This is a genomic window from Planomonospora sp. ID91781, assembly GCF_015711595.1.
Classification (GTDB): domain Bacteria; phylum Actinomycetota; class Actinomycetes; order Streptosporangiales; family Streptosporangiaceae; genus Planomonospora; species Planomonospora parontospora.
In genome coordinates this window covers 1,106,101-1,118,446 of the sequence record NZ_JABTEY010000001.1, presented here as the reverse complement: position 1 = coordinate 1,118,446, position 12,346 = coordinate 1,106,101, and the positions used below count along the sequence as shown (strand labels likewise).

Genomic DNA, 12,346 nt, shown 5'->3' with positions numbered 1-12,346 from the left:
GTGGCGCCGTCGGCGGCGTCGCCGGCGGGGCCATGCCGCTCCGGCGGCGCACCCTAGTCGCGGGGGATGGCCTCGATGGTCTCCATGTGCTTCTCACCCCAGTCGCCCAGGGGGATGAGCGCGGTGTTGAGCGACTGGCCGAACTCGGTCAGGGAGTATTCCACCTTCGGCGGGACCTGGTGGTAGACCTCCCGGCGCACCAGGCCGTAGGCCTCCATCTCCCTGAGCTGCTGGATGAGCATCTTCTCGCTGATGCCCGACACCGACCGCCTCAGCTCGCCGAACCGGAGGGCCTCCCGGTGCAGCGCCCACAGGATCAGCGCCTTCCACTTGCCGCCCACGACGTCGACGGCGGCGTCGAGCCCGCAGTTGTAGGTCCGCTTCTTCACCGTCACGTCCTCCATGCTTACGAAAAGGTGAGTACCTGAAAAAATAGTAGGTACTTGAGGAAAAATCACCAGGGGACCAGCATCGGAGGTGCCCGGCCGGAGCCGCCAGCGGATCCCGGCCGGGGCGCTCACCTGCCGACGCCGACGAACTGGAGAACGACATGACCGGCGACCAGCGGACCCCCGTGACGGTCATCGGCCTGGGGGACATGGGCAGGGCCCTGGCCGGAGCCTTCCTGGACGGCGGCCACCCCACGACCGTGTGGAACCGTACGGCCTCCCGGGCCGAGGCGCTCGCCGCCCGGGGCGCGACCACGGCCGCGACCGCCGCCGAGGCCGTCGCCGCGAGCCCGCTCACCGTGGTCTGCCTGCTGGACCACGACGCCGTACGGGAGGTCCTCGGCCCCGTGGCCGGAGACCTGCGGGGCCGGACCCTGGTGAACCTCACCAACGGCACGCCCCGCCAGGCCCGGGAGAACGCCGGGTGGGCGGCGGAGCACGGCGCGGACTACGTGGACGGCGGCATCATGGCGGTGCCGCCGATGATCGGGCGGCCCGAGGCGCTCGTCCTCTACAGCGGGTCGCCCACTGCCTTCGCCGCGCACGAGCGGACCCTCGGCGCACTGGGCACCGCCACGCACCTGGGCACGGACCCCGGCCTGGCCGCGCTGTACGACCTGGCGCTGCTCAGCGCGATGTACGGCATGTTCGGTGGATTCTTCCACGCCCTCGCCCTGACCCGTTCCGAGAAGATCCCGGCGGCCGAGTTCACCCCGTTGGTGGTCTCGTGGCTCGGGGCCATGATGACGAGCCTGCCGGAGATGGCCCGGGCGGTCGACTCGGGCGACCACCCGGCCACCGGCTCGAACCTGGGGATGCAGGCGGCCGCCTACGTCAACCTGCTGGACGCCAGCCGGGAGCAGGGTGTCGCCACCGGGCTGGTGGAGCCCATGCGGGCCCTCCTCCACCGGGGCGTCGCCGCGGGACACGGCGGCGACGACCTCTCCCGCCTGGTCGAACTGCTGCGCACGAACCCGTGACAGGACCCGTCCCGCACACCGACACCGCAGAGCCGGCCCGCACCCGAACCCGTGACGAGAACCACCCCGCACACCGCGACACCGCAGAGCCGGCCCGGCCGGCTCCGGACAGGAGAACGAAGATGACCGACGACCGCTCACCGGTGACCGTCCTGGGCCTGGGCCCGATGGGAAGGGCCCTCGCAGCGGCGTTCCTGGACCGCGGCCACCCCACGACCGTGTGGAACCGTACGGCCTCCCGGGCCGAGGCGCTCGCCGCCCGGGGCGCGACCGCGGCCATGACCGCCGCCGAGGCCGCCGCCGCGAGCCCGCTCACCGTGGTCTGCGTGCTCGACTACGACGCCGTGGAGGCGATCACCGGTCCCGCGGCCGGTGAGCTGAAGGGCCGGACCCTGGTGAACCTCACCGCCGACACGCCGGAACGCGCCCGCCGTACGGCCTCCTGGGCCGCCGCGCACGGCATCGACTACCTCGACGGCGCGATCATGACCCCGACGGCGACCATCGGCGGGCCCGAGGCGGTCGTCCTGTACAGCGGCCCTGAGGAGGTCTACCGGGCCCACCTGCCGACGCTGTCGGGCCTGGGCGGCACGGCCGCGTACCTGGGCGCGGATCCCGGCCGGGCGGCGGCGCACGACGTGGCGCTGCTCGACCTCTTCTGGACGTCCATGAGCGGGCTCGTCCACGCCTTCGCCCTGGCCTCGGCCGAGGGGGTCCGGGCCGCGGACCTGGCTCCGTTCGCCAAGGGGATCGGCGCCCTGCTGCCCGGGATCGTCGACGAGTTCGCGGGTCACGTCGACAGCGGCCGCCACCCGGGTGACGAGTCCACCATCCTGTCCGCGGCGGCGAGCATGGAGCACATCGTCCACACCGCCCGGGTGCGCGGCCTGGACACCGGCGTGCTGGACGCCGCGCTGGCCGTCGCACGGCGGGCCGTCGACGCGGGGCACGGCTCCGACTCCTTCTCCCGCCTGGCCGAGGTGCTCGGGACGCAGGCTCCGGCCCGGTGACGGCTCCCCGCCGGGGAGCTTTCAGCCGCTCGCCCCGCCGAGTCCGGTGAGCCGGATGAGCTCACCGGCTCGGGTCCGCTCCACGGCCGCGGCGAACGCCCTGGTCTCCCGGTCGGCTCCCGATCCCTGCTCTCCCCGCGCCACCTGGACGGACTGCCGGAGGTACTCGCCGACGTGCTCGGTGAAGAGCCGGTCGAACGCGGCGCCCTCCACCCGGTTCACCTCTGCGAGCTCGGTGGCGGTGACCATGCCGGGCATGTCGTGCCCCTCGTGCACGTTGACCGGGGGTGTCCCGGACCTCTTCAGCAGGCCGCGCAGCGTCCGCAGCTGGGCACGGTGACCGGCGTCCAGCTCTGCGGCGAGCCGTGCGACCTCCGGGTCCGCCGCCCGCTGCGGAGCCGAGACCAGCAGATCCAGCGCCTGCTCCGTCATCGGGATCATCAGTTGCAGCCAGGCGACGTCGGTGGCGTTGAAGGCGCCCGGCACCGTACCGGCCGAGACGGCCTCCGGAGCCGGAGCGGACCCGGATCCGGATCCCAGAGCCGGAGCGGACCCCGGAGCCGGAGCGGACCCGGACCCCGGCCCGGACGCCGGAGCCGGGACGGGGTCCGCCGCCGACCCCGGGTCCGCCACGGCCGGATGCGCCGCCGACCCCGAGCCCGCCGCGACCGGGTACCCCGCCGGATGCGCGGCCGGATGCGGCGGGTCCGCGGTGGCACACCTCGCGACCAGCAGCAAGGCGACCACCGCGAGCACCGGCGCACCGACGGCGCTCGCTCTCATCTCCATCCCTCTCCTCCGGGTCGTTCCAGGTGGCGGCGGGGTCCGGTGCGCACCGGACCCCGCCTCGGCTCCGAGTGCGGTACGGCGGCCGCCCCGTGGCGGCCGCCGTACCGCCTCGGGGACGCCTCAGGGAGTCCCGTCGGCGCCGCACTTGACGATCGGGCGGATGCAGTCGCGCACGCGCCGCTCCATCTCCTCCTCCGGCCAGGCGTTGAAGAAGTCCCCGTGCATCGTGAAACCGGGGCCGGACGCCAGGCGGAACCTCGCCGGGTCGCCGTTGACCGGGTAGCGCAGGACCTGGCGGAGCTTCGGCACGATCACCGGGTGCGACGCGGGGCAGGCCCCCGCCACCGGGTAGGACATGTGGCTCTTGTGGTCGGGCGAGTCGAGGTCCTTGCCGTTCCAGCAGTGCGGGAAGTCCAGGTACGACTCCAGCATCGTGCCCGCGGGGCAGTTCACGAAGTTCTTCGACGACCCGACGTGCCCGGCGTGCAGGCACGACCAGCGCGCGTTGCTGGTCTCGTCGGGCTGCGTCGCCCTGGCGTTGCCCGCCACGATCCTCAGCCCCAGGGGGAGCGGACGCGTCTGGTCCATCAGTTCGTCCCGCACCCCCTCGCCCAGGTAGTAGAACGTGGTCCCGGTGGGCTCCACGGGGGTGTCGCCGTCGTACAGGGTCGGCACCCAGTAGGACGACAGATCGGTCTTCGGGCTGCAGGTGGTCCCGCCCTTCCGCAGGCTGCCGAGGTCGGAGTGGGCGTCGGTGGAGGTGTTGCCGAAGAAGCTGTGCATGTGCGACCCGCCCGGGAGACCGGGGAACACGATCGGGTCGTCGGGCCGCCGGTGCGTGAACGGGCACTCGGCGACGAACTCCGCCACCCGCACGGCGCCGGGCGGGACCGGCCCCTTGGGCAGCCTGGCCGGGGTCGTGCCGGAGGACGGCTTCGGCGCGGCGCTCGAAGACGGCTTCGGCGCAGCACTCGAAGACGGCCTCGAGGTGGAGCCCGCCGTCGGCCTCGGCGTGGGCGTGGGCGCGGCCGGGGTCGCACCCGGGACCGGGGCCGCGGACCCGTCTCCGTAGACCTGGAACTCCCAGAGCGAGACCCCGTACCGGGAGGAGCGCTTGGTGGTGTCGAGGCGGACGTAGCGGGCGGTGCCCGTCACGTTCACAGTCTGCCTGCCGCCGGTGCCCGCGGTCGTGGTGTGGACCGTCGTCCACCGGCCGCCGCCGTTGGAGACCTTGATCGTGAAGGCGGTGGCGTACGCGTGCTCCCAGTCCAGCACGACCTTGCCGATCCGCCTGGGCGCGCCCAGGTCCACCTGGAGCCACTGCCGGTCGCTGAAGGCGCTGGCCCAGCGGGTGCCGCCCTTGCCGTCGACGGCGGCCGCGGCCGACAGATCACCCCGCTCCGTCGAGGAGGCGATGGCCGGGCGGCCCTGGGACAGCGGGATCTCGGCCGCTCCGGCCGGGCCGGCGGTGCTCACCAGGCAGGCGCCCAGGACGGCCGTGAGGGCGCTCGCGAGCGCGAGGCGACGGGTCCGCCGGGTTCGCCGGGTCGTACCGCGGTCCGCGGCGGTGTCGCGCGGCATGGTCTCACTCATGCAGACGGTGTCCTTTCGTCGCGTCCGGTGCCGGACGCATTCGCTTCTGTACCGGAGACCGGCGGGCGGATACCGGACAACAGAAATCTGGAAAAATCCACCGCGGATTTCTCGTTGGCCGCCGGACCCCGACGGCGTCTCCCCTTCGAAGGGACGGGAAGCCGGACGGACGGGAAGCCGGACGGACGGAGAGCCGGACGGACGGAGAACGGAGTGCGATGCGCGGAACCGGTAGGAGCGGACCGGACACGGCGCTGGTCTCCGCCGCGTGCGACGGAGACCGGCGGGCGCTGGACGCGCTGGTGGCCGATTCCCTCCCGCTCGTCTACAACATCGTCGGGCGGGCCCTGAACGGGCATCCCGACGTCGACGACGTGGTCCAGGAGACGCTGTTCCGGGTGGTCCGGGGCCTGCCCGGCCTGCGCGACCCGGAGGCGTACCGATCCTGGCTGGTGGCCATCGCCGTCCGCCAGGTCCGCGACCACGAGCAGGACCGCCGGGCGGCGCAGCACCGCAGGACGGACCTCGACACCGCCGAGGAGGTGCCGGATCCCGCCTCCGACTTCGCCGCCGTGACCATCCTCCGGCTCGGCCTCACCGACCAGCGCCGCGAGGTCGCCGAGGCCACCCGCTGGCTGGACCGGGACGATCGGGCGCTGCTGGCCCTGTGGTGGCTGGAGGAGACGGGCGAGCTGAGCCGCGCCGAGCTCGCCGCCGCCCTCGGCCTGTCCGCCCGCCACGCCTCCGTGCGCGTGCAGCGCATGAAGGAGCAGGTCCAGACCGCGCACACCATCGTGCGGGCGCTGCGGGCGGAACCCGGCTGCGCCGAGTTGCGCGCCCTCACCTGGAACTGGGACGGCGTGCCCGGCCCGCTCTGGCGCAAGCGTCTCGCCCGGCACATCCGCGGCTGCGACGCCTGCGAGCGGCGTGCCGCCGGTGCCCTGCCCCTCGACCGCCTGCTCGGCGGCCTGCCGCTGCTGCCCCTCCCCCTGGGCTTCACCCTGGACCGGCTCTCCGCCCCGCCTCTCGCCGAGGCCGGGCACACCACCGCCCACCTCTCCGTGGACCCCTCCCCGGATCTCCTTCCGACGCCGCCGCGCGGCCTTCTCTCCTCTCTGCCGAACGGCGCGGGCGCCGTCGCCGCGGCCGTCGCCACCGCGGTGGCCGTCCTGGCCGGTGTCCTGATGACCGGACGGCCCGCCGCCCTGCCCCCTGTCCCGTCGTCCGCACCGGCGGCCGCGCTCGGCACGGCGGCCCGTACGGTCTCCGCGACGCCCCCGCCGGAGCCGCCCGCGTCCGAGCGGTCCCCGACCCCGACCCGCCGCAGCGCCTCCCGCACGCCCGAACCGGCCCGAAGCCCCCGGATCCCCCCGACGGCCTCCGCGAAGAAGGGCGTGGGCGTGTGGCGGGCGCCGGGCGTCGGCACGGCGCTGGCCAGGTCCGGCGCGAGCTGGTACTACACCTGGGCCACCCACCACGACGGCATCACGGCCCCCGTCTCGGCCCGCTTCGTCCCCATGGTGCGCGCGGCCTCCGACGTCAACGCCACGGCCCTCGCCCAGGCTGAGGCCGCCGGGCCGTACCTGCTCGGATTCAACGAGCCGGACCTGGCCGAGCAGGCGAACATGAGCGTGGAGGAAGCCCTGGCGCTGTGGCCGAGGCTCATGGCCGCCGGCCGGATCCTCGGCAGCCCCGCCGTCGCCTACGGCGGCGACACCCCCGGCGGCTGGCTGGACCGCTTCATGACCGGCGCGGCCGAGCGCGGCTACCGCGTCGACTTCGTCGCGCTGCACTGGTACGGCGGCGACTTCCGCACCGAGGCCGCGGTCGCCGGGCTCAAGTCCTACCTGCAGGCCGTTCACAGGCGCTACCGCAAGCCGATCTGGCTCACCGAGTACGCCTTGATCGACTTCTCCCGGGGCACGCGCTTCCCCAGCGACGGGCAGCAGGCGGCGTTCGTCACCGCCGCCAACCGGATGCTCGCCTCCCTGCCCTACGTGCAGCGCCACGCCTGGTTCGGGCTGCCCGCCACCGAGAACGGTCCCGGCAGCGGGCTGTTCCGCGCCGACGGCACCCCCACCCTGGCCGGCCGCGCCTTCCAGAAGGCCCGCTGACCGGCCGCACGTTCCAGGCGGTCCACCGACCGTCCGGACGGTCCGCACCGTGTTCCGGGCTCGCGCGGCCGATTCATCCGGTCACGGACGTCCCCCCGCGCCCTCACCGTGGAGCGCGCCGGCGGTGCTCTCCACGGGATCGCCGCGCCGCACGTCCTCCGGTTCCGCCGGACGGGCGCTCCACCGCCTGCCGAGGCGCTGGGCCGGGGCCTCGACCAGGCGGTGGGTCAGGTACGCGAGCGGCACCAGGATGAGGAAGTACAGCGGGAGGTTCGGACTCATCCGCAGCAGGAGCGGATGGAGCAGGTAGAGGGAGAAGCTGATCACGCCGAGGTGGGTGAGCCAGCGGGGGAACCACCGGTTCCGCAGCGCGAACGCGCCCCCGAAGAACGCGGCGGCCAGCACGATCGCCGGCGCCCAGCCGGGGTCGTCCTTGGCGAAGGCCCCGCAGGCCAGGACCGCCGCCACCGCGGCGACGGCGGTCCGCCACCGGATCACGCCCCGTTCCGCGCGGTGCACGGCCGTACCCGCGAACATCGCGGCCAGGACGGTCAGCCCCTGCCACGCGCCGATCCGGCTGCCCAGGACCACCAGCGCCAGGCCGAGGAGGCCGCCCGTCACCGCGGCGGCCGTGCGCACCCGGCCGCCCGCCCGCGCCGACACGGCGACCGCCGTGAGCACCGCGACGCCGAGGAGCGCGGCGGCCAGGTCGGCGCGGCCCCTGACCACCGGCCCCGGCAGCAGGAGCCCGAGGGGCACGGCCGACGCCGCCAGGCCGATCGCGACCGCGGCCGACCGGTGCGCCTGCCGTACGGTGAACAGCCCGGCGGCGATCAGGTAGAACGCCATCTCGTAGGAGAGCGTCCACATCACGCCGATGACGGCGGGAACGCCGAGCAGTTCCTGCAGCATCGTCACGTTGCCGAGGACGACGAGGGGCAGGGGCCGGTGTCCCAGGCCCGGATGGAGGGCGAACGCCCCGCCGTACGCGAGCAGGAGCGCCAGGCCGAGCGCGACCAGCAGCAGGGGAAGGAGGCGGAAGGCCCGGCCGGCCCAGAAGGCCCGCAGGTCGCCGCGCCGTTCCAGGGAGGCGGGGATGATGTAGCCGCTGACCATGAAGAACACGAAGACGCCCCAGGTGCCGACGTCGATCCTGCGGTCCACCTCGGCCCAGGCCTCCGGGATGAAGGTCCAGGCGGCGTGGTGCAGCGCGACGGCCAGCGCGGCGGGGCCCCGGAGGGCGTCCAACCAGGCCAGCCGGGGAGGAGTGGGGGCCATTCGCCCGACTTTAGTAACGAATGTCAGCGATCGTGCCGACATACGGCCGACCGCACCCCGGCGATCACGACACCCGAGCGGTCGAGCCGAACGGTCACGTCACCCGAGCGGTCATGCCCGGCGACCGGCCGCACCCCGACGGTCACGTCACCCGAGCGGTCGAGCCGAACGGTCGCGTCACCCCGGCGGCCGCGTCACCCCGGCCTGGAGCAGGGGCAGCAGGACCTCGTCCACCGTGCGGGCGACGAAATCCTCGTCGAGGGGCTCACCGGTCAGCAGCAGCCGGTGCCAGAGCAGGGCCTTGGTGACCTCGACGAGCGTCGTCACGCGCGCCTCGGGCCCGACCTCCCCCCGCGCCCGGGCGCGGTCCAGCAACTCGGCCGCCTCGTCCGCGCCGGACCGCAGCATGTGCCCGTGGAGCAGCCGCCCGAGCTCCGGGTCGTCGCGGATCGCCGGGAGCAGGCCGAGCACGATGGCGTGCTTGCGCTCGTAGATCCGACAGAACACCGGCAGCCCGGCGGCCAGGTCTCCGCGCAGGGTCCCGGTGTCGGGCAGCGGCCGGTGCTCCACCGTCAGCCCGTGCATGGCCGCGGCGACCATCTCGGCCTTCCCCGACCAACGGCGGTAGATGGTCGCCTTGCTGGCCCTGGCCCGGCGGGCCACCTGGTCGATGGACATGCGGTCGTAGCCGACCTCCGACAGCAGCTCCAGGACGGCGTCCAGGATCGCCCGCTCCCGCTCGGGGTTGAGATTGCGCACGGCGCCCCGGCCGTCCGGCGCCCGGTCCGGTTCCCGTGCCGTCATCCCTGGGTCCCCCTCGCTTGATCCGCCCGCCCACGGCCCACCCGCGTCCGATCCGTCCCGGCCCTACCGGGACGCGGATCCCGTACGGACCGGTGCGCTGATCCCGTACGGCCCCGCGGACGGAGCCGTGGGCGGGGTCACGGACGGACCCCGTCCCGGTCGAACGCCGAGAAGCGTACTCCGGTCAGCTCCTCGGACGCCTCCCAGAGCCGGCGGGCCGCGTCCCGGTCGAGCGCCCGGGCTGCCGGACGCACCTTGGTGGGGTGCCCGCGCCGCTCGGCGAACCCGTCCGGGCCGAAGAAGTCCCCACCGCCGACGCCGGGGGCGGCCGCGGCGTACAACTGCGGCAGCGCACCGGCGGCGGCCGGCTGCGCCGGCAGCTTGGCGAGGGTGACCAGCAGTCCCCGCAGGGGGTCACCGGTGCGGGCCAGGTTGGTGCGGGCGACCCCGGGGTGGGCGATGGCGCTGACCAGGTCCGTGCCCGCGGCCGTGGCGCGCCGGTGGAGCTCCAGGGCGAAGAGCACGTTCGCCAGCTTCGACTGCGTGTACGCGCTGAACTTCCCGTAGCGGCGCTCGCCCATCAGGTCGTCGAAGTCCATCCGCCCCGAGCGGTGCAGCCCGCTGGTCACGGTCACCACCCGCGCCCCGGGCCGGGCGAGCAGCTCCGGCAGCAGCAGCCCGGTGAGCGCGAAGTGCCCCAGGTGGTTGACGCCGAACTGCCGCTCGAACCCGTCGGCGGTCGTCTGCCGGGGCAGCGCCATCACCCCGGCGTTGTTGACGAGCAGGTCGAGCCTTTCAGGCCCGCCGCGCGCGGCGGTGAGACCCGCCGCGAACCGGTCGATCGAGGCGAGGTCGCCCAGGTCGAGCGCGAGCCACTCGGCGGCGCCCCCACCGGTCTCGGCGCGGATCCGCGCCGCCGCGGCCTCGCCCCTGCCGCGGTCCCGGCTCGCGAGCACCACGCGGGCGCCGTGCCTGGCCAGTTCGAGCGCGGTGTGGAAACCCACCCCCTCACTGGCCCCGGTGACCACCGCGTTCCGGCCGGTCAGATCAGGAATGTCCGCAGCGGTCCATCGCGCCATGCCCCACCTCCACATCAGGTGTACGAAACCGTTTCGTACACCTGATGACGATAACGACGTACGGCCACCCCGGCAAGCCTCGTCGTCCCATCGAAAATGTAAATAAAACTAGACATGAAGTCAGACATGACATACATTGGCTGATGTCAATGATTCTTTACATCGTCTCCCCGGTCCCGGTTCGCCCCCCGGCCGCGCCGCTAAGATCGCGCCTACCGCGAAAGGATTCCGACATGGACCGCCACCCCGCACCCGAGGCCGGAGACGACCGCGTCCCGATGACCTTCGAGGAGCGCAACACGTGGTTGTACGCGATCCTCGTGCCCGTCACGTCGCTCGCGTACTTCGGTGTGGTCGTCCCGCGCCTGTTCGAGCGGCCCGCCTCGGAGGTCTCGTGGGCGGTGCCGATGCTGTGGGCGGTCGGCGCGACCGTCGTCGGCACCGTCGTCGGCTCGATCGTGCTGGCCGTCGCCGCCCGAGACGCCGAGGCCGCGTCGGACGTCCGCGACAAGGAGATCGAACGCCACGGCGACCGCATCGCCCAGGCGATCACCGCCTTCGGCGCCGCGGCGGTGCTCGCGCTCGCGATGCTCGAGGTGGACCACTTCTGGATCGGCAACGCGCTGTTCCTCATCGGCGCCGTCGGAGCGACCTGGGGATCGGTCGCGAAGATCCGCGCCTACCGCGGGGCCTTCCATGGGTAAGCCCACCCGCGTCACCAACCGGATCCGCGCCCTGCGGTTCGCGCACGGCGAGATGACCCAGGCGGAGCTGGCCAGGCGCATCGGCGTCACCCGCCAGACCGTCATCGCCATCGAGCAGGGCCGCTACTCCCCGTCCCTGGAGATGGCGTTCCAGATCGCGCGGGCGTTCGAGGTCCCGCTCGACGACGTCTTCCAGTACCCCGAAGACCAGGACTAGCCGACCGCATCACCACCCGGTCCGCGTGCCGACGGCACGCGGCCTCCGTCCGGCATGCCCGGAGACCGGCCGTCACGAGGAGAGAACATGACCAGCCCCAAGACGCTCGCGCGGATCGCGGGCCTGCTGTACCTGGTGCTCGCCGTACTCGGTGGGTGGGCGGAACTGTACGTGCGCGGCACCGTGCACGTCCGGGGCGACGCCGCCGCCACGGCCGCGAACGTCTCCGACCACGAGACGCTCTTCCGCCTGGGCCTGGCCGCCGACATCCTCATGGCGACGGTCTTCGTCCTCCTCGGACTCGTCCTGCACCGCCTGCTGCACCACGTCCATGCGCGGGCCGCGGTGACGCTCATGGTGTTCGTGGTGGTCGGCGCGGGCTTCATCCTGCTGAACCTCGTCTTCCACGCGGGCGCGCTGCTCGCCGCCACCGATCCCTCCTACACCGCGGCCCCCGGCACCGGCGGCGCGCTCACGCTGCTGATGCTCGACCTGCACGACCTCGGCTACATCCTCGGCGGCGTCTTCTTCGGGCTGTGGCTGCTGCCCATGGGCTACCTCGCCTACCGCTCCAGCATGTTCCCCACGGTTCTCGGCGTGCTGCTCGTCATCGGCGGCTTCACGTGGATCGCCGACCCGCTGATCCTCTTCGCCCTGCCCGACGCCCCCGGCGCCGTCCGGGACGTCGTCGCCGTCCCCACCTCGGTCGCGGAGTTCGGGCTGATCCTGTACCTGCTCGTCGTCGGCGTACGCCTCCGCGGAACACCGGCGGCCGAGCCGGTCGCGGAGAACACCGGGAACACCGGGAACACCGGAAGCGCGGAGGGCGCGGGAAAGGCCACCGGGCGCGCGTAGCCGTGTTCGCGAACGGCCGCTCCGGAAGGTCGTCGGCACGGAGCGGCCGGGGGTTGGGTCGGGTGCGCGATGAGCCTTGAACCGAGGCCGCACCGTACGGTCGCCGAGAGCATGGTCGCGATCCCCCCCCCCCCCCCCCCCGGGAAGATCCTCCTGCGGGACGAGGGCACGAGCACCGGCTGAAGGCCGAGGTCGGGGCCTTCCGGCTGGCGCCGTACCCCGTGACGCGCGAGCTGTACCGCGCCGTCCTGGGCGAGGCGCCCGCGAACCCGGCCGGGCCGCGGACGCCGGTGACCGACGTCTCCTGGCTGGAGGCCGTCCGGTTCTGCGACCTGCTCTCGCGGGAGGCGGGACTCGACCCCTGCTACTCGGCGGGCGACGACCCCGACGGGCAGGACGTGGTCTGCGACCCGGAGGCCGGCGGCTACCGATAGGGCCCTTTGCCGATCATCCGGAACGGGACCGGTTGCTACG

13 protein-coding genes are annotated in these 12,346 nt (G+C 73.7%); 7 read left to right on the top strand and 6 right to left on the bottom strand.

What is annotated here, in order from left to right; genetic code table 11:
• Nucleotides 1-53: 53 nt before the first annotated feature.
• Nucleotides 54-395, bottom strand: coding sequence for a helix-turn-helix domain-containing protein (locus tag HS048_RS05225; RefSeq protein ID WP_307832371.1), 342 nt, complete (start codon nt 393-395; stop codon nt 54-56).
• A gap of 155 nt (nt 396-550) precedes the next feature.
• Here HS048_RS05225 and HS048_RS05220 point away from each other — a divergent pair, with 155 nt between their 5' ends.
• Nucleotides 551-1,429 carry an NAD(P)-dependent oxidoreductase gene (locus HS048_RS05220; protein ID WP_068897902.1) on the top strand — a complete coding sequence of 293 codons (879 nt, stop codon included), beginning with the start codon at nt 551-553 and terminating at the stop codon, nt 1,427-1,429.
• Nucleotides 1,430-1,551: 122 nt separating this feature from the next.
• Nucleotides 1,552-2,439: an NAD(P)-dependent oxidoreductase gene (locus HS048_RS05215; RefSeq protein WP_196466316.1), complete on the top strand. Its 888-nt coding sequence runs from the start codon at nt 1,552-1,554 to the stop codon at nt 2,437-2,439.
• 21 nt (nt 2,440-2,460) lie between these two features.
• Here the strand turns inward: HS048_RS05215 and HS048_RS36820 are convergent, their stop codons facing one another.
• Together HS048_RS36820 and HS048_RS36815 are read right to left on the bottom strand one after the other, a co-directional pair.
• A complete protein-coding gene (locus HS048_RS36820; protein ID WP_230880739.1) occupies nt 2,461-3,222 on the bottom strand; it encodes a DUF305 domain-containing protein in 762 nt (253 codons plus the stop codon).
• Nucleotides 3,223-3,348: 126 nt separating this feature from the next.
• Nucleotides 3,349-4,821 (bottom strand): DUF1996 domain-containing protein, encoded by a 1,473-nt coding sequence (locus HS048_RS36815; protein ID WP_230880738.1) that lies wholly within the window; start codon nt 4,819-4,821, stop codon nt 3,349-3,351.
• A gap of 218 nt (nt 4,822-5,039) precedes the next feature.
• Here HS048_RS36815 and HS048_RS05195 point away from each other — a divergent pair, with 218 nt between their 5' ends.
• Complete coding sequence (locus tag HS048_RS05195; RefSeq protein ID WP_196466315.1) at nt 5,040-6,935, top strand: sigma-70 family RNA polymerase sigma factor; 1,896 nt, start codon at nt 5,040-5,042, stop codon at nt 6,933-6,935.
• A gap of 81 nt (nt 6,936-7,016) precedes the next feature.
• On the opposite strand, the gene HS048_RS05190 is transcribed toward HS048_RS05195, so the two are convergent.
• The 3 genes from HS048_RS05190 to HS048_RS05180 form a co-directional block, all read right to left on the bottom strand.
• The gene (locus tag HS048_RS05190; protein ID WP_196466314.1) at nt 7,017-8,213 is read right to left on the bottom strand and encodes an acyltransferase; all 1,197 of its coding nucleotides are present in this window, start codon (nt 8,211-8,213) and stop codon (nt 7,017-7,019) included.
• A gap of 177 nt (nt 8,214-8,390) precedes the next feature.
• Nucleotides 8,391-9,017, bottom strand: a complete 627-nt coding sequence (locus tag HS048_RS05185; RefSeq protein ID WP_084008457.1) for a TetR/AcrR family transcriptional regulator — start codon at nt 9,015-9,017, stop codon at nt 8,391-8,393.
• A 137-nt stretch (nt 9,018-9,154) separates the two neighbouring features.
• Nucleotides 9,155-10,096 (bottom strand): oxidoreductase, encoded by a 942-nt coding sequence (locus HS048_RS05180; protein ID WP_196466313.1) that lies wholly within the window; start codon nt 10,094-10,096, stop codon nt 9,155-9,157.
• Between the two features lie 233 nt (nt 10,097-10,329).
• Here HS048_RS05180 and HS048_RS05175 point away from each other — a divergent pair, with 233 nt between their 5' ends.
• From HS048_RS05175 to HS048_RS05160, 4 genes are all read left to right on the top strand, one after another.
• Entirely contained in the window at nt 10,330-10,800 is a 471-nt protein-coding gene (locus HS048_RS05175; protein WP_196466312.1) for a hypothetical protein, read from the top strand.
• On the top strand, nt 10,793-11,017 hold the full coding sequence (locus HS048_RS05170; RefSeq protein ID WP_068897897.1) for a helix-turn-helix transcriptional regulator: 225 nt from the start codon (nt 10,793-10,795) through the stop codon (nt 11,015-11,017). Before HS048_RS05175 ends, HS048_RS05170 begins: the two co-directional genes overlap by 8 nt.
• A gap of 87 nt (nt 11,018-11,104) precedes the next feature.
• The gene (locus tag HS048_RS05165) at nt 11,105-11,872 is read left to right on the top strand and encodes a DUF4386 domain-containing protein (protein WP_196466311.1); all 768 of its coding nucleotides are present in this window, start codon (nt 11,105-11,107) and stop codon (nt 11,870-11,872) included.
• Nucleotides 11,873-12,093: 221 nt separating this feature from the next.
• On the top strand, nt 12,094-12,306 hold the full coding sequence (locus HS048_RS05160; protein ID WP_196466310.1) for a hypothetical protein: 213 nt from the start codon (nt 12,094-12,096) through the stop codon (nt 12,304-12,306).
• Nucleotides 12,307-12,346: the final 40 nt, after the last annotated feature.

What these genes read in the sequence shown, in the direction of transcription:
- HS048_RS05220 (WP_068897902.1), top strand. Translation starts at nt 551, where the DNA reads ATGACCGGCGACCAGCGGACCCCCGTGACGGTCATCGGCCTGGGGGAC.
- HS048_RS05215 (WP_196466316.1), top strand. Translation starts at nt 1,552, where the DNA reads ATGACCGACGACCGCTCACCGGTGACCGTCCTGGGCCTGGGCCCGATG.
- HS048_RS36820 (WP_230880739.1), bottom strand. Translation starts at nt 3,222, where the DNA reads ATGAGAGCGAGCGCCGTCGGTGCGCCGGTGCTCGCGGTGGTCGCCTTG.
- HS048_RS36815 (WP_230880738.1), bottom strand. Translation starts at nt 4,821, where the DNA reads ATGAGTGAGACCATGCCGCGCGACACCGCCGCGGACCGCGGTACGACC.
- HS048_RS05195 (WP_196466315.1), top strand. Translation starts at nt 5,040, where the DNA reads ATGCGCGGAACCGGTAGGAGCGGACCGGACACGGCGCTGGTCTCCGCC.
- HS048_RS05190 (WP_196466314.1), bottom strand. Translation starts at nt 8,213, where the DNA reads ATGGCCCCCACTCCTCCCCGGCTGGCCTGGTTGGACGCCCTCCGGGGC.
- HS048_RS05185 (WP_084008457.1), bottom strand. Translation starts at nt 9,017, where the DNA reads ATGACGGCACGGGAACCGGACCGGGCGCCGGACGGCCGGGGCGCCGTG.
- HS048_RS05180 (WP_196466313.1), bottom strand. Translation starts at nt 10,096, where the DNA reads ATGGCGCGATGGACCGCTGCGGACATTCCTGATCTGACCGGCCGGAAC.
- HS048_RS05175 (WP_196466312.1), top strand. Translation starts at nt 10,330, where the DNA reads ATGGACCGCCACCCCGCACCCGAGGCCGGAGACGACCGCGTCCCGATG.
- HS048_RS05170 (WP_068897897.1), top strand. Translation starts at nt 10,793, where the DNA reads ATGGGTAAGCCCACCCGCGTCACCAACCGGATCCGCGCCCTGCGGTTC.
- HS048_RS05165 (WP_196466311.1), top strand. Translation starts at nt 11,105, where the DNA reads ATGACCAGCCCCAAGACGCTCGCGCGGATCGCGGGCCTGCTGTACCTG.